15 protein-coding genes are annotated in these 15,999 nt (G+C 65.4%); 7 read left to right on the top strand and 8 right to left on the bottom strand.

The annotated features are described in order from the left end of the window. Positions 1-7 precede the first annotated feature (7 nt). Complete coding sequence (locus tag ACE3TQ_RS11395) at positions 8-1,036, top strand: LacI family DNA-binding transcriptional regulator (protein ID WP_374582289.1); 1,029 nt, start codon at positions 8-10, stop codon at positions 1,034-1,036. After that, on the top strand, positions 1,033-1,527 hold the full coding sequence (locus ACE3TQ_RS11390) for a gluconokinase (RefSeq protein WP_374582288.1): 495 nt from the start codon (positions 1,033-1,035) through the stop codon (positions 1,525-1,527). The genes ACE3TQ_RS11395 and ACE3TQ_RS11390 overlap by 4 nt, the downstream gene beginning before the upstream one ends. Before the next feature lie 82 nt (positions 1,528-1,609). On the opposite strand, the gene secF is transcribed toward ACE3TQ_RS11390, so the two are convergent. The 5 genes from secF to queA all read right to left on the bottom strand — a co-directional run bounded on the left by secF (position 1,610) and on the right by queA (position 7,168). Further along, on the bottom strand, positions 1,610-2,629 hold the full coding sequence (secF, locus tag ACE3TQ_RS11385) for a protein translocase subunit SecF (protein ID WP_374582287.1): 1,020 nt from the start codon (positions 2,627-2,629) through the stop codon (positions 1,610-1,612). Between the two features lie 10 nt (positions 2,630-2,639). Further along, positions 2,640-4,499, bottom strand: coding sequence for a protein translocase subunit SecD (gene secD / locus ACE3TQ_RS11380; protein ID WP_374582286.1), 1,860 nt, complete (start codon positions 4,497-4,499; stop codon positions 2,640-2,642). A gap of 57 nt (positions 4,500-4,556) precedes the next feature. Beyond that, complete coding sequence (gene yajC, locus ACE3TQ_RS11375) at positions 4,557-4,886, bottom strand: preprotein translocase subunit YajC (protein ID WP_374582285.1); 330 nt, start codon at positions 4,884-4,886, stop codon at positions 4,557-4,559. Between the two features lie 107 nt (positions 4,887-4,993). Next, the gene (gene tgt / locus ACE3TQ_RS11370; protein WP_374582284.1) at positions 4,994-6,133 is read right to left on the bottom strand and encodes a tRNA guanosine(34) transglycosylase Tgt; all 1,140 of its coding nucleotides are present in this window, start codon (positions 6,131-6,133) and stop codon (positions 4,994-4,996) included. A 9-nt stretch (positions 6,134-6,142) separates the two neighbouring features. Continuing rightward, complete coding sequence (gene queA, locus ACE3TQ_RS11365) at positions 6,143-7,168, bottom strand: tRNA preQ1(34) S-adenosylmethionine ribosyltransferase-isomerase QueA (RefSeq protein ID WP_374582283.1); 1,026 nt, start codon at positions 7,166-7,168, stop codon at positions 6,143-6,145. A 213-nt stretch (positions 7,169-7,381) separates the two neighbouring features. Here queA and recG point away from each other — a divergent pair, with 213 nt between their 5' ends. Further along, the gene (gene recG / locus ACE3TQ_RS11360; protein ID WP_374582282.1) at positions 7,382-9,463 is read left to right on the top strand and encodes an ATP-dependent DNA helicase RecG; all 2,082 of its coding nucleotides are present in this window, start codon (positions 7,382-7,384) and stop codon (positions 9,461-9,463) included. A 30-nt stretch (positions 9,464-9,493) separates the two neighbouring features. Here recG and ACE3TQ_RS11355 read toward each other — a convergent pair whose 3' ends face one another. The 3 genes from ACE3TQ_RS11355 to ACE3TQ_RS11345 all read right to left on the bottom strand — a co-directional run bounded on the left by ACE3TQ_RS11355 (position 9,494) and on the right by ACE3TQ_RS11345 (position 11,028). Continuing rightward, positions 9,494-9,895, bottom strand: a complete 402-nt coding sequence (locus ACE3TQ_RS11355; protein WP_374582281.1) for a hypothetical protein — start codon at positions 9,893-9,895, stop codon at positions 9,494-9,496. A gap of 121 nt (positions 9,896-10,016) precedes the next feature. Beyond that, positions 10,017-10,535, bottom strand: coding sequence for a glutaredoxin family protein (locus ACE3TQ_RS11350; RefSeq protein WP_374582280.1), 519 nt, complete (start codon positions 10,533-10,535; stop codon positions 10,017-10,019). A gap of 1 nt (position 10,536) precedes the next feature. Beyond that, positions 10,537-11,028: a hypothetical protein gene (locus ACE3TQ_RS11345; RefSeq protein WP_374582278.1), complete on the bottom strand. Its 492-nt coding sequence runs from the start codon at positions 11,026-11,028 to the stop codon at positions 10,537-10,539. A gap of 98 nt (positions 11,029-11,126) precedes the next feature. Here ACE3TQ_RS11345 and ACE3TQ_RS11340 point away from each other — a divergent pair, with 98 nt between their 5' ends. From ACE3TQ_RS11340 to ACE3TQ_RS11325, 4 genes are all read left to right on the top strand, one after another. Beyond that, on the top strand, positions 11,127-11,501 hold the full coding sequence (locus tag ACE3TQ_RS11340) for a BlaI/MecI/CopY family transcriptional regulator (protein WP_374582276.1): 375 nt from the start codon (positions 11,127-11,129) through the stop codon (positions 11,499-11,501). Positions 11,502-11,504: 3 nt separating this feature from the next. Next, positions 11,505-13,085 carry a peptidoglycan DD-metalloendopeptidase family protein gene (locus ACE3TQ_RS11335; protein ID WP_374582275.1) on the top strand — a complete coding sequence of 527 codons (1,581 nt, stop codon included), beginning with the start codon at positions 11,505-11,507 and terminating at the stop codon, positions 13,083-13,085. Between the two features lie 69 nt (positions 13,086-13,154). Then, positions 13,155-15,227, top strand: a complete 2,073-nt coding sequence (locus ACE3TQ_RS11330; protein WP_374582274.1) for a TonB-dependent receptor plug domain-containing protein — start codon at positions 13,155-13,157, stop codon at positions 15,225-15,227. Between the two features lie 68 nt (positions 15,228-15,295). Continuing rightward, positions 15,296-15,994: a M23 family metallopeptidase gene (locus tag ACE3TQ_RS11325; protein WP_374582273.1), complete on the top strand. Its 699-nt coding sequence runs from the start codon at positions 15,296-15,298 to the stop codon at positions 15,992-15,994. The last annotated feature ends 5 nt before the right edge of the window (positions 15,995-15,999 follow it).

Below are 15,999 nucleotides of genomic sequence, written 5' to 3'. Positions count from 1 at the left end.
TCCCCGCATGAGCAAGAGCCCCACTACCAAGAGCCGCGCACTCGGCAAGGTCACCCTCTCAGATGTGGCAGCGCATGCCGGCGTAGCGCCGATGACCGCTTCGCGCGCCATCAACCAGCCGGAACTGGTGTCCGCCACCTTGCGCGAACGCGTCGACAAGGCCGTGCTGGAACTGGGCTATGTGCCGAACCGCGCCGCGCGCGCCTTGGCCTCGGCGCAATCGAAGGTGATTGCGGTGCTGGTACCCTCGCTCTCCAATGCCGTGTTCACGGCGGTGCTGGCCGGCATCCAGGACGCCCTCGATCCCTGCAACTACCAGATCCTGATCGGCAATACGCGCTACTCGGATGCGGAAGAAGAGAAGCTGCTGTTCGCCTACATGCAATCGAACCCGGACGGCATCCTGCTGTCCGGCCTGACGCACAGCCCGCGCGTGCAGCAGATGCTGGCCACCTCGCGCGTGCCGGTGGTATCGATGATGGACCTGTCGCCCGATCCCGGCGTGATGTCGGTCGGCTTCTCGCAAGTCGATGCCGGCTACGCCATGACGCGCTACCTGATCGATAAAGGCCGCCGGCGCATCGGCTACATGGCGGCCCAGCTCGACGAACGCACCCTGCGGCGCGCCGAAGGCTACCGCAAGGCGATGCAGGAAGCCGGCCTGGCCGATCCCGCGCTGGAGCTGATGGTGCCCGAGCCCTCCACCATCGCCCTCGGCGCCGAGCTGCTGGGACGCATGCTGGCCAACGTGCCCGGCCTCGACGCCATCTTCTGCTGCAACGACGACCTGGCGCACGGCGCCATCTTCCAGTGCCAGCGGCGCGGCATCAGCGTGCCCGGACAGCTGGCCATCTGCGGCTTCAACGACCTGCCCGCCTCGGCCTGGATGAAGCCCTCCGTCACCACCGTCGGCACGCCGCTGTACCAGACCGGCTTTGACGCCGCCAGCCTGCTGCTGGCCAGCATCCGCGGCACCGAAATAGCGGCGCAGCGCATCGACCTCGGCTTCACCCTGATGGCGCGGGAAAGCGCATGACAGCACGCTGGGTCGTGATGGGCGTCAGCGGCAGCGGCAAAAGCTGCATCGGCGCCGCCCTGGCCGATGCGCTGGGCGTGCGCTTCGTCGAAGGCGACGACTACCACTCCCCCGCCAACATTGCCAAGATGCGCGCCGGGGTCCCACTGACCGATGCCGACCGCGCCGCCTGGCTGGCCAGCCTGGCCGCCGAGATCGCGCGCGCCGCCACGGCCGGCCAGGGCCTGGTGCTGTCCTGCTCCGCGCTGCGGCGCCGCTACCGCGACCGCCTGCGCGCCGCCGACCCCGGCCTGCGCTTCGCCCACATCCACGGCGAGCGCGCCCTGTTCGCCCAGCGCATGCAGGCGCGCAGCAACCACTTCATGCCGCCCTCCCTGCTGGACAGCCAGCTCGCCGCACTGGAACCGCTGCAAGCCGACGAAGCCGGCCTCACCCTCGACGCCCGCCTGTCTCCCGCCGAGCTCGTAAACGAAATTCGGGGTCAGGTCTGACAATCGGACAAAAGGTGCCCAAGGGCACCTTTTGTCCGATTGTCAGACCTGACCCCGAATCTTGGGGTGCGGCTGCGCTCGCTTAAACGTCGGCGCCGTCGGTCTCGTCCTTCTCCTTGATCGGCTTGTTCAGGTCTTCGCGCTTCACGCCCAGCCACATGGCCACGGCGGCTGCCACGAATACGGAGGAGTAAATACCGAAGCAGATACCAATCGTCAGCGCGATGGCGAAGTAGTGCAGCGTCGGGCCGCCCAGGAACAGCATCGACAGCACCATCAGCTGGGTGCAGCCGTGGGTGATGATGGTGCGCGAGATGGTGGAGGTGATCGCGTTGTCGATCACTTCATGCACGGTCATCTTGCGCTGCTTGCGGAAGTTCTCGCGGATACGGTCGAAGATAACCACCGATTCGTTGACCGAGTAGCCCAGCACCGCCAGCACGGCGGCCAGCACGGTCAGCGAGAATTCCCATTCGAAGAAGGCGAAGAAGCCGAGGATGATCACCACGTCGTGCAGGTTCGCGACGATGGCGGCCACTGCGAATTTCCATTCGAAGCGGATGGCCAGGTAGATCATCACGCCCACCACCACCATGATCAGCGCGTTCAGGCCGTTCTGCGCCAGCTCTTCGCCGACCTGCGGGCCGACGAATTCGACCTTCTGCAGCGCCACGCCTTCGGAACCGTCGGCGTGGATACAGGCGCTCTTCAGCTCGTGCGCGCCCTTGTCGGTGACCTTGTCGATCTGCTTGACGGTGCCTTGCTCGGCCTTGCACAGCTCGCCGAACACGCGGGCGGCGGTGTCGGCGGCCGAGGTGCCGGCGGCATTCGGCAGGCGGATCATGGCGTCGCGCGCGGTGTCGATGGCCGACACCTCAGGGTGGTAGCCCAGCGCGGTCAGGGTGCCGCGCACCTTTTCCAGGTTGGCGGCTTGCGGGTATTTCACTTCCATCACGGTGCCACCGGTGAACTCCACCGAGAAGTGCAGCTGCTTGGTGACCAGGAAGTACACCGCTGCCACGAAGGTCAGCGCCGACACGACGTTGAAAATCAACGCGTGCCGCATGAACTGGATGTCTTTACGGATGCGGAAAAATTCCATCTCTATTTCCTTAGTTGGCTGGTTTCCATACGGTGCCGATAGAGAGCGACTGCAGCTTCTTCTTACGGCCGTACCACAGGTTCACCACGCCGCGCGAAACGAAGACTGCGGAGAACATCGAAGTCAAAATACCCAGGCTGTGCACCACGGCGAAGCCGCGCACCGCGCCGGAACCGAACACCAGCAGCGCCAGGCCCACGATCAGGGTGGTCACGTTGGAGTCCAGGATGGTGTGCCATGCGTGCTCGAAGCCGGCGGAAATCGCCGCCTGCGGGTTGGCCCCGTTGCGCAATTCCTCGCGTATGCGTTCGTTAATCAGCACGTTGGCGTCAATCGCCATACCCAGCGCCAGCGCAATTGCGGCGATACCCGGCAGCGTCAGGGTGGCCTGCAGCAGCGACAGGATGGCGATCAGCAGCAGCAGGTTGACGGCCAGCGCCAGCACCGAGAAGAAGCCGAACATCATGTAGTAGATGATCATGAACACCGCGATGGCGGCAAAGCCGTACATCGTGGAGTAGAAGCCCTTCTTGATGTTCTCGGCGCCCAGTGCAGGACCGACGGTGCGCTGCTCGATCACTTCCATCGGGGCGTACAGCGCGCCGGCGCGCAGCAGCAGCGCCAGTTCAGCCGAGTTTTCCATGCTGCCCATGCCGGTGATGTTGAAGCGGCTGCCCAGTTCTTCCTGGATGGTCGCCACCGACAGCACTTCGGCTTTCTTCTTCTCCCACAACACGATGGCCATCTTCTTGCCGACGCGGTCGCGGGTTGCTTCGCGCATCTTGCGGCCGCCGTCGCCGTTCAGGTCGATGCTCACGGCAGGCTGCTGGTTCTGGTCGAAGGAGGCGGTAGCGCTGGAGATGTAGTCGCCGGTCAGCACCACGTCCTTGTACAGCACGACAGGGGTGCCCTTGCCGGCGGTGAACAGCTCGGAGTTGTACGGGATGGAGGCGGTCAGCTCGGTGCCCGGAGTCACGCTCTCGTCCACCATGCGGATTTCCAGGGTGGCGGTGCGGCCGATGATGTCCTTGGCGCGCGCGGCATCCTGCACGCCCGGCAGCTGAACCACGATACGGTCAGGGCCTTGCTGCTGGATGATCGGCTCGGTCACGCCCAGTTCGTTGACGCGCTTGCCCAGGGTGGCGATGTTCTGCTGCACGCCGTTGTCCAGGGTGGCTTTCAGCGCGGCCGGCTTCAGGCTGGCGACCAGGCGCAGTTCCTCGCCGTCGGCGGCGTCCACCACGTTCAGGTCGGGCTGCTGGTCCTGGATGATCTTCTTGCCCTTCTGGCGGATGGCGTCTTCGCGGAACTTGATCACGATGGTGTCGCCGACGCGGTCGATGCCTGCGTGGCGCACTTCCTTCTCGCGCAGTTGGGACTTGATCGCGGCCTGCATGCCTTGCATGCGCTTGTTCAGCGCCGCCTTGGTGTCCACCTGCATCAGGAAGTGCACGCCGCCGCGCAGGTCCAGGCCCAGGTACATCGGCAGGGCATGCAGCGATTGCATCCATTGCGGGGTGTTCGACACCAGGTTCACCGTCACGATATAGGTCTGGTCGTTCGGGTCAGGGTTCAGGCCCTTCTCCAGCGCCAGGCGCGCCTTGAACTGGGTGTCGGTATCGGCGAAGCGGGCGCGCACGGAGGCGTGCATGCCGGTGCCGTCGACGGCCACGCCGTCGGTCTTGATGTTCTCTTTCTTCAGCAGCTCTTCCACCTGGGTGGCGAGGGCGCTGGTCACTTTGACAGTAGACTTGCCGCTGGTGACCTGCAGCGCAGGCGTCTGGCCGAAGTAGTTAGGTGCCGTGTACAGGGCGCCAAGCAGCACCACCACGGCAATAAGGATGTATTTCCAGACAGGATAGCGATTCATAGTCTTGAATGTTCAGGCAATACAAAAACGGGCGGCACAAGCCGCCCGCGCCAGTCATTACAGGCCCTTCAGGGTGCCTTTCGGCAGCAGGGAGGACACTGCGTGCTTTTGCACTACGATCTCGGTGCCGCTGGCAACTTCGATGGTCACGTGCTGCTCGGTCACCTTGGACACTTTGCCCAGGATGCCGCCGATGGTCACGACTTCATCGCCCTTGGCCAGGGCTTCCATCATGGCTTTCTGCTCTTTCGCGCGCTTTTGCTGGGGGCGGATCATCAGGAAGTACATGACCACGAACATCAGGATCAGCGGCAGGAAAGTACCCAGGTTGCCCATCATGCCGGCATCAGCGGCTGCGGATTGGGCGTATGCGTTGGAAATGAACACGGTGACTCCAAATTCTTAGGTTAAGTAAAACGCGTTGGATAAAAATTAAGCGGTGTATTCTAGCACCCGCTTAGCCGCCCTCCTATATTGGGTGGCTTAACATAGATTTAAATACCACGCGCGCGGTCGGCGTGGAATTGCTGCACCCAGTCCGGGAAGCGGTCCGCGTCCAGCGCATCGCGCATCTGCTGCATGATGTCCAGGTAATAATGCAGGTTGTGGATGGTGTTCAGGCGCGCGCCCAGGATCTCCTGCGCCCGGTGCAGGTGGTGCAGGTAGGCGCGGCTGAAGTTGCGGCAGGTGTAGCAGGAGCAGGTCGGGTCGAGCGGCTCCTTGTCATCCTTATAACGCGCATTCTTGATCTTGATGTCGCCGAAGCGGGTGAAGATCCAGCCGTTGCGCGCATTGCGGGTCGGCATCACGCAGTCGAACATGTCGACCCCGTTGGCCACGCCATTGACCAGGTCTTCCGGGGTGCCGACGCCCATCAGGTAGTGCGGCTTGTTCTCCGGCAGGCGCGGGCCGACGTGCTGCAGGATGCGCATCATGTCCTCTTTCGGCTCGCCGACCGACAGGCCGCCGATGGCCAGGCCCGGGAAGTTGATCTTCTCCAGCCCTTCCAGCGACTCGTCGCGCAGGTTCTCGTACATGCCGCCCTGCACGATGCCGAACAGCGCGTTCGGGTTTTCGCCGGCCTTGAACTCGTTCATCGAGCGTTGCGCCCAGCGCAGGGACATGCGCATCGACTTGGCGGCTTCCTCCAGCGTCGCCGGGCGGCCGTCGATTTCGTACGGGGTGCACTCGTCGAACTGCATCACGATGTCCGAGTTCAGCACGCGCTGGATCTGCATCGAGATTTCCGGGGACAGGAACAGCTTGTCGCCGTTGATCGGCGAATTGAAGGTCACGCCTTCCTCGGTAATCTTGCGCATTTCGCCCAGCGAGAACACCTGGAAGCCGCCCGAGTCGGTCAGGATCGGCTTGTCCCAGCCCATGAAGCCGTGCAGGCCGCCGAACTTGGACATCACGTCGTTGCCCGGGCGCAGCCACAGGTGGAAGGTGTTGCCGAGGATGATCTGGGCGCCGATTTCCTTCAGCTCCAGCGGCGACATGGCCTTGACCGAGCCGTAGGTGCCGACCGGCATGAAGATCGGGGTCTGCACTTCGCCGTGGTTCAGCTTAACGGTGCCGCGCCGCGCGTGCGTCTTGCCGGTGGCGTCTTTTTTGATCAGTTTAAATTCAAGCATGGGTGTTCCTTAAGCACGGTTGTGCGTGGTCAGCAGCATGGCGTCGCCATAGCTGAAGAAGCGGTATTCGTTCGCGATCGCGTGCTGGTAGGCGTGGCGGATCTCGGTAAAGCCTGCAAAGGCGCTCACCAGCATCAGCAGGGTGGACTTCGGCAGGTGGAAGTTGGTGATCAGGCGGGTCACGGTCTTGAACTTGTAGCCCGGCGTGATGAACAGGTTGGTGTCGCCACTGCCCGCTTCCAGCGTGCCGCCTTGCGAGGCAGATTCCAGCGCGCGCAGCGAGGTCGTGCCCACGGCCACCACGTCACGACCGGCGGCGCGCGCTTCGCGCACGGCATCCACGGTTTCCTGCGGCATGGTGTACCACTCGGTGTGCATCTTGTGCTCGGCCAGGCTCTCGGTGCGCACCGGCTGGAAGGTGCCGGCGCCCACGTGCAGGGTCACATAGGCGAACTTCACGCCCTTGGCGCGCAGCTTCTCCAGCAGCGGCTCGTCGAAGTGCAGGCCGGCGGTCGGCGCGGCGACCGCGCCAGGCACCTTGTTGAAGACGGTCTGGTAGCGGTTCTCGTCCACCTCGCCCGGCGCGTGCTCGATGTAAGGCGGCAGCGGCAGGCGGCCGTACTGCTCGATCAGCTCGAACACGTCGGCATCGAAATGCAGGGTGAAGAACTCGCCGGCGCGCTCGCCCACGGTGACGTCGAAGGCATCGGCCAGGCGGATCTTCACGCCCGGCCCGGGCGACTTCGACGCTCGCAGCTGGGCCAGCACAGTGCGGGTGTCCAGCACGCGCTCAACCAGTGCCTCGACCTTGCCGCCGCTGTCCTTCACGCCGAAGAAACGCGCTTTCAGCACGCGGGTGTTGTTCATCACCAGCAGGTCGCCAGCCTGCAGCTGGTCGATAATGTCGGTGAACTGGCGGTCGTGCAGGGTCTTGCCGTCCACGTGCAGGAGGCGCGACGCGCTGCGGTCCGGCAGAGGGAATTGGGCAATACGCTCTGGCGGCAGATGGAAATCGAAATCGGATAGCGAGTACATTGACGGACTACTAAAACTGTTGGGCAACCCTCTATTTTACGTCATTTGCCCAAATTTCACGCAAAAGGCGCCTATTTGCCCGTCGCCCCCGCCAAACCCGCCTGGAAGCGCGCCGCCCGTTGCCGCGCAGCCGGCTCCGGCGGCACCGGCAATTGCCATTGCAAGCCACGGGCACCAGCAACCGGGGTAGAATCCAAGCCTGGTGTTTTTACCATGCCCAACATGCCGGAAACGAAGTCGCCCGCCAAAACCAAGAAGCCCGCCGCCACCGCCGAGAGCAAGCTCGCCAAGCTTGGCCTGCGCTCGGACATGGACCTGGTGCTGCACCTGCCCATGCGTTATGAGGACGAGACGGAAGTGCTGACCGTGCGCGAAGCCTGCATGCGCGGCGGCGAGGTGTCGCAGGTGGAAGGCGTGGTCACCTCCAACGAGATCGCCTACAAGCCGAGGCGCCAGCTGCTGGTGCATATCGCCGACGAGACGGGCGATATGCAGCTGCGCTTCATGAACTTCTACGGCAGCCAGGTCAAGCAGCTGGCCGAAGGTACCCGCGTGCGGGCGCGCGGCGAGGTGCGGCACGGTTTCTTCGGCGCCGAGATGGTGCACCCAGCCTACAAGATCGTCAACGAAGGGGCGCCGCTGCCAACCTCGCTGACGCCGGTCTACCCATCCGGCGAAGGCCTGTCGCAGCTGGTGCTGCGCCGCGCGATCGCCGACGCAATGAAGCGCGTCGACTGGACCGATACCCTGCCGCCGGAAATCCTGAAAACCCTGCGCCTGCACCCGCTGGAAAGCGCCGTGCGCACCCTGCACTACCCGCCGGCGCAGATCGACGAGAACGCCCTGATCGACCGCACCCATCCGGCCTGGACCCGCGTCAAGTTCGACGAACTGCTGGCGCAGCAGCTGTCGCTGAAACGGGCGCAGCGCGCGCGCCGCGCCAAGGGCGCCGCCGTGCTGGGCAAGGCCGGCGCGCTGTCGGCCGCCTTCGAGGCCTCGCTGCCGTTCAAGCTGACCAAGGCCCAGCAACGCGTGCTGAAGGAAATCCGCGCCGATATCAAGCAGCCCTACCCGATGCAGCGCCTGCTGCAGGGCGATGTCGGCAGCGGCAAGACCATCGTCGCCGCCCTGTCCGCCGCGCAGGCGATCGACAGCGGCTACCAGGCCGCCCTGATGGCGCCCACCGAAATCCTGGCCGACCAGCACTTCCGCAAGATCGCCGCCTGGCTGGAACCGCTGGGCGTAAAGGTCGCCTGGCTGACCGGCAGCCTGAAAAAGAAGGAAAAGGAAGCCGCCTACGCCATGGTGGAATCGGGCGAAGCGCAGCTGGTGATCGGCACCCACGCCATCATCCAGGACGCCGTGCAGTTCGCGAAACTGGGCCTGATCATCGTTGACGAGCAGCACCGCTTCGGCGTCGGCCAGCGCCTGACCTTGCGCAACAAGGGCAACGGCGACAACGTACCGCACCAGCTGATGATGTCCGCCACCCCGATCCCGCGCACGCTGGCGATGACCTATTACGCCGACCTGGAAGTGTCGGTGATCGACGAACTGCCGCCCGGCCGCACGCCCATCGTCACCGCCGTGGTGGACCAGAACCGCCGCGACGAAGTGATTTCGCGCGTGCACGCCGCCGCGCTGGAAGGGCGCCAGGCCTACTGGGTCTGCCCCCTGATCGAAGAGTCGGAAGCCCTGCAGCTGCAGACCGCCACCGAAACCTACGAAACCCTGGCCGCCGCCCTGCCCGACCTGCGCGTGGGCCTGGTGCACGGCCGCCTCAAGCCCGCCGAAAAAGCGGAAGTGATGGACGCCTTCGCCGCCGGCGAAATCCACGTGCTGGTCGCCACCACCGTGATCGAAGTGGGCGTCGACGTGCCGAATTCCTCGCTGATGGTGATCGAACACGCCGAACGTTTCGGCCTGTCGCAGCTGCACCAGCTGCGCGGCCGCGTCGGCCGCGGCTCGGCGGCCTCGGTCTGCCTGCTGCTCTACCAAAGCCCGCTCGGCCCGATCGCCAAGCAGCGCCTGATGACGATGCGCGAAACCACCGACGGCTTCGAGATCGCCCGCCGCGACCTGGAAATCCGCGGCCCCGGCGAATTCCTCGGCTCGCGCCAGTCCGGCCAGGCCATGCTGCGCTTCGCCGACCTGGAAACCGACGGCTGGCTGGTCGACCAGGCGCGTGACGTCGCCCACGCCCTGCTGCACGACGCCACGCCCGCCAACAAAGCCACGGTGGAAGCCCACCTCGAACGCTGGCTCGGCGGCCGCGAAGAGTTCCTTAAGGTTTAATGGAGCGACTTGCCGGGAAGACGGTAACGCTCACTTGCCTTGCCTCGACAGGATCGATGATCTCATAGCCTCATTCAAGGCGACAAATTCACGCACCAGGTCATCGCACGCGCTCTTCCCAGCACCACACTTCACCCCCATTTCAACGAATACAGTACCGTCGCGCTCCACGATTTTTCGCTTCACTACAGACGGGTATGATGCGTGTTTCTGAGGCGGGAATGACCAGACCACATGCGACTCCGGGTCGAAGGCGATAGTCCAGCCATCCCGCACATCGATCTCGACGCCTGGCTTTGAGCGAAGCGCTGTCAACGCTTCAGCTGGGGATTTGTACTCGATACTCGACCGCTCAACCTCTGGCAACGGAGCCTCTTGGGCTATCGCAGCTACGCAAATCAGGTTCAGCAACACAGCAGATATCTTCATCATTTGTCCAATCCTCGAACCATCGCCTGTTGACGGTGCCCTATGCGTCCCTGCGGCGCACATAGGCACACTTCGGACAAAAAGATGTCTTATCCGTTTTCTCGTCCGCCCATCATTGAATGCATCACTCCTCGCGTTTGCGCACCAGGGCCTTATACAAAGCGTCCTTGCTGAAGCCAGCTTGCACATCTTTGCCATAAATCAGGAACGCAGGCACGCCTTTGGTCTTCAACGCCTGCCACTGGCGGTAGCATTGCGCATCCTTCTGCACATCGCATTCGGTATACGCAATGTCGTAGTTCTGGAAGTGCTCGCGCGCGGCCGATGCCGGCTCGCAGCCATCGTAGGCATACATCACGATGTCGCCCGGTGCGATGTGTTTGGCCAGCGTGGTCCAGCGTGAGGACTTGTTCCATTCGGACGTCCCGAACAACACAATCAGGCACACAACGGCGATCAGTCCCCACACGAAAGTGGAACCTCCGCCCGGCCGCGGTGGCGGCGCGGGCGCGCGCGGCGCGGCCGTCGGCTCGGCTTTGCGCGCCGCAACCTTGGCATAGCACACGCCGCAGGCCGGGCATTGCCACTCAGGATTGGTGGCGTCCGGCGGCCGGACGTGCTCGCATTTTGGGCAAACGACCAAGTCAGTTCTTCGCCGTGGTCGGCGTGGCGGTCAGCGACTCCACTTCCGCCGTCAGCGAAATAATGCGCGGCACGCCGTCGACCAGCGCGATTTCCGCTTTCTGTTTGCTGAGCGACTCCATGCGCTCGCCCGGCAGCAGCACGATCTCCTTCGCGATATCGCGCGCCGTGGCCGTGCGGCCGTTGGCGGCAAGCGCGACTTCGCGGTTGCTCACCTCGTAGCTGGACTGCAGCTGCACCTTCCACAGCCCCTCCAGCATGGTTTTGTATTCGCCCACGCTCATGCGCGACAGGCCGCCACCGCTGGTACCGGGCATGGAGACCATGATCATGGCGTTGGGGGCGAAATGGGCGACCAGGCCGTTGGCATCATGCCGCTTGACCGAGGCTTCCACCCCTCCCATGACGGCCCGTACGTCCGCCTCCGTCAGCCGCTTGCCGCTGCATGCGGTAAGGGCGGCAAATGCAGTGATGATGATTGCAAGTTTCTTCATATAGTCCAATGATAACGCATGTGACACGTGTCGCATAAACTCCTTGCAATAGTGCGACACCTGTCGCATACTGCCGTCATACGTCACAAGGAGCCCCCATGGCCATTCCATCGATTACAGAACTGACCCTGCTCAAAGCCCTGTGGAAGCAGCATCCGCTCAGCGCCCGTGAAATCCACGACCGGGTGGAAGAGGAACTGGCCTGGTCCTATTCCTCCACCCGCAAAACCCTGGAGCGCATGCTGGAGAAAGGCATGATCAGCCTGCATTCCGCCCACGGTATGAACGTATACGCGCCAGTACTGGAAAAGGTTGAAACGCTGGCTGCATTTGCCCACGATTTCAGCCACCGCGTAATGGAAATGAACGCGCCGCTGCCGGTCAATATGTTCACCGGCTCCAAGCTGGTGAACCAGCACGAGCTGAAAGAACTGGAGCAGTTGCTGAGCGAGTGGCCGGAAGACCAGGAGTAAGCCATGTTCCCACTGGTTTTCCTGCAAGCCTGCCTGGCCAGCGTGCTGGCGGGCGCCGGCGCCTGGCTCCTGCTGCGCCTCGCCGCCCGCACCTGGCCCGCCCTGCAGGCGCGCCGTGCACCATGGCTGCTGGCCGTTGCCGCCGTCGCCGCCAGCCTTGCCCTCGGTTTGCTGCCCGCCAGCTGGCGCCCCGCCATCGTACCGGTGCTGGAGTTGCCAGCGGCGACAGTGAGCGGCGCCGACCCGCGCGCCCCGTCGCTGGCAGCGCACGGCGGCAATCACACTGCGTCCGGTGGTGACGACGCCACCGACGATGGCGCCACCCCGCTCGCGCCCGCACCGGCCCTGCTCTGGCTGGGCTACGCATGGCTCGCCATCTATGCCGCCGGCCTGGCCGCCGCCGGCGCCCGCTGGCTGCAAGCACGGCGCCACCTGGACGCCTTGCTGGCGGCGGCCCGGCGCCTGGACCGTTACGAACTGGCGGCGCATCCCGGCTTCGCCAACCTGCACCGCGCGCTGCCGGAAGTGCGCGAGATCGACGCGCCCATCGCGCCCATGCTGGCCGGGCTGCTGCGCCCTGTCCTGCTGCTGCCGCGCCACCTGCGCGCGTTCGACCCCGCCCAGCAACGCCTGGTGGTGGAGCATGAGCTGACCCATCTCGCGCGGCGCGACCACCTGTGGATGCACCTCAGCTTCCTGCTGCAGGCGGTGCAATGGTTCAACCCCATGGTGGCGCGCCTGGGCAAGCAGATGGCCTGGGCGCAGGAACTTGGCTGCGACCGCACCGTGCTCGAAGGACGTCCCGCCGCGCAGCGCCGCGCCTATGCCGCCGCACTGGTGACGCAGATGCGCATGCAAGCCGTTCCCGACCAGGCCACGGCGCTGGCCTTTGGCGGCCGCGTGGTGGATGCAGTCGCCGCCCGCATCGGCATGATCCGCGATGGCGTGCCAGCCATGCCACGCGCCGCCGCCCTGGGCTGGGCCGCGCTGCCTGCCATGCTGCTCGCCAGCGTGCTGCTGCAACCGGCGCTGGCATGGCGCCTGGACGGCGCGCCTGGCGCCGTGGCTGCCGCCGCCAACGCCGCCGGCTCCGCCTCCGCTGATGGCGCCACGCCGGCCGGTGCTGCAGGCGCACAGCCCTGGCAAGCGCCAATGCAGCGCCTGCGCGTCAGCGCCTTCTTCGGCATCCGCCATGCTCCGACTGGCCGCCCGCATGGCGGCATGGATTTCGCGGCGCCGCGCGGTACGCCGATCGTGGCCCCGGCCGACGGCGTGGTGCTCACGTCCACCAACAGCTACATGGGCGAGGCAAAGTGGGGCGAGGTGATCGTCATCGAACATGCCAATGGACTGCGCTCCTTGTATGCTCACCTGGAGCAGCGCCAGCTGCGGGAAGGCGCGCGCGTCGCCGCCGGCCAGCAGATCGGCACCTCCGGCGCCAGCGGCAAGGTCACCGGCCCGCACCTGCACCTGGAAATCAGCCGCCACGGCGAGAACATCGATCCGCAGCAACTGCTCGGCAACCTGGAAGCCAACGCCACCAAGACTGCGCTGCAACGCCTTAAAGCCAGCCGCAGCAGCTAGATAACCCGCATCGTCTTCCGCCTGCCGCGCCTGCGCCCGGCAGCGGCGGCGCGCATCCCGAGGAAACGCATGAAGAAGACCGTATTGATGCTGGCCGCCGCGCTGGCAGGCCAGGCTGCATCCGCGCAGCCGGTGGTGGAAATCAAGTCCGCCCGCATCGACCAGCGCAAGGAAGATACCGCCAGCACCCTGGTGCTGACCCGCGACGACCTGGCCGCCCACGGCGACCGCACGCTGGCCGACGCGCTGCGCCGCCTGCCCGGCATCACCATCAGCGACACGGCCGGCATCAGGATGCGCGGCCTGGGCAACGGCTACACGCAGGTGCTGCTGAACGGCCAGCCGGCGCCGCAAGGCTTCGCGCTCGACAGCCTGCCGCCGGAGGTGATCGAACGGGTGGAAGTGCTGCGCACCGCTTCCGCCGTGCTGGGCACGCAAGGCATTGCCGGCACCATCAACATCGTGCTGCGCAAGAGCATCCGGCGCAGCACGCAGGAAGCGCAGGTTGGCGTGGACGGCCTGCACGGCGCCTGGTCGCCCCGCCTCAGCGCGCAAAGCAGCGGCAAGGCCGACGGCTGGTCGCACAGCGTAAGCGTGGTGCTGGCCCGCCCCAGCACGCCGGCCGACCGCAACATCGCCGACAGCGAGCCGGGGCTGCAGCGCCTGACCCGCAGCCATGAAGACAATACCGCCCGCACGCTCAATCTCGCGCCGCGCCTGAACTGGAGCACCAGCGGCGGCGACCAGTTCTCGCTGCAAAGCCTGGCCACCATCACCCGCCGCAGCATCAGCTATCGTTCGCGGGAAGAAGTGCTGCAGGGGGAAACTGGCGACTTCGCCAGCGTCGGCAGCCGTTTCGATGTGCAAAGCTACTTCCTGCGCAGCGAGCTGGCATGGCAGCGCAAGCTCGCAAACGGGGCGCAGTGGGAACTCAAACTGGGCGCCAGCACGGCGCCGCGCGACACCGGCTTCGACTTCGCCGGCATGCCGCTGCACGGCCCCGGCCCCACGACCCGCCGCGTCGATGGCGACATCCGCGAGCACGGCTTCAATTACGGCGGCAAATATTCCCACCCGCTCGGCAACGGCCACGCCGTGGTGGCAGGCTGGGACGGCTCCGCCTTGCAGCGCATGCAAACCCGCGTCGAACACGAGTACAGCCCCGCCGGCGCGCTGAACTTCCTGCGCGACGACCGCTACGACGGCCGCATCGAACGCCTGGCCGCCTTCGCGCAGGATGAATGGAAGAGCGGCGGCGACGCCTGGTCGGCCGGCCTGCGCTGGGAAACCATGCGCACCGCGGCGCACGACCGCCACACGGCATCGGTGCGCCAGCGCAGCACCGTCATCAGCCCGGTGCTGGAGTGGATGCGCCAGCTGCCCGGCAACAGCCAGCTGCGCCTGGGCGCCAGCCGCAGCTACAAGGCGCCGAACATGCTGGACCTGATCCCGCGCCGCTTCACCTCCGACAACAACAACAGCGCCACCAACCCCGACACGCAAGGCAACCCCACCCTGCGCCCGGAACTGGCGTGGGGGCTGGACGCCGGCATCGATTATTACTGGGCCAAGGACAGCCTGCTCAGCGCCAGCATCTACGCGCGCGATATCGACAACGTGATCCTGACCACGCTCTACCGCGAAGGCAAGCGCTGGATCGCCATGCCCGCCAATCATGGCGGCGCCCGCGCCTACGGCCTGGCGCTGGAAGCGCGCCTGCCGCTCACGGCGGCCATGTCGCTGCGCGCCAACGCCAGCATCAACCGCTCGCGCCTGGAGCGCGTCCCGGGTCCGGACAACCGCCTCGACCGCCAGGCCCCGTTGAGCGGCATGGCGGCCTTCAGCTACAAGCCGGGCGCCTTCAGTTTCGATGCCGAATACAGCTACGAAGCCGGCGGCCCAAGCCGCGACTCCGACATCACCAGCACCCTGGCGCCCTACCAGCGCAAGCTGGACTTGCGCGCCGCCTGGAAGCCGTCGCCGCGCCAGGAATGGCGCATCGCCATCAGCGACGTGCTGCATCCGGATCGCAGCACCGCCTACCGCTACCACGACAGCGACAGCGGCGCCTGGCGCCAGTCGGCCATCACCGCGCGCGGCGGCGCCACTTTGCGCCTCAACTACACGCACGCCTTCGACTAAGGAAAGAAAAATTGTCAGTTACTTACGCATTTGCCAGAACGCAACTAGTATGCGAAACTCGCCCGCTTATGGCAAAGATCACCAACTTCCTGTTACTGGCGCTGCTGGCCGCTGCCCACTGTGTGCAGCAGGCGGCCGCAATGCCTGAACCATTGGACGCGCCACCGCCGGAGCAGCCGAAGGAACAGCAATGGCGCCTGCCGCTCGACTCGGGCCGCGTCAGCAGCTTCTTCGGCGCCGCGCGCGGTCGCCGGGCGCATGGCGGCATCGATTTTTCGGTACCGCACAACACGCCAGTCATGGCCACCAATGACGGCACGGTGGTGGCCTCCAGCATGGGTTACAAGGGCGACCGCAAATACGGCAATGTGGTGGTGATCGAACACGAAGGCGGCCTGCGTTCGCTGTACGCGCACCTGAACAAACGCCACGTGAATGTGGGCGATACCGTGGCGGCGGGCGAGTTGATCGGCCTGTCGGGCGCCACGGGCCGCAGCACCGGCCCGCACCTGCACCTGGAGGCCTACCAGGACGGCATGCGCATCGATCCGAACCGCTTCCTGCTGGCCAACCTGGAGGACGGCGCGCTGCCGTCGGCCATGCGCGCCAAGCGCACCGGCGTGGAAGAAGTCCCACCGACCCCGCGCAGCAAGGCCGGCGCCGGCAAAAAATCCAAAGGCAAGGCGACCCGCGTCGCCAGCGCCAAACCTGCGAAGAAGAAAACCCAGCTGGCGCAGAAGTCCGGCAAGTCACGCAAGCGCGCCTGAGCGGC

Source organism: Pseudoduganella sp. (genome assembly GCF_041914865.1).
In the GTDB taxonomy this organism is placed as follows: Bacteria; Pseudomonadota; Gammaproteobacteria; order Burkholderiales; family Burkholderiaceae_D; genus Rugamonas.
This window is presented reverse-complemented; position numbering and strand designations above follow the sequence as displayed.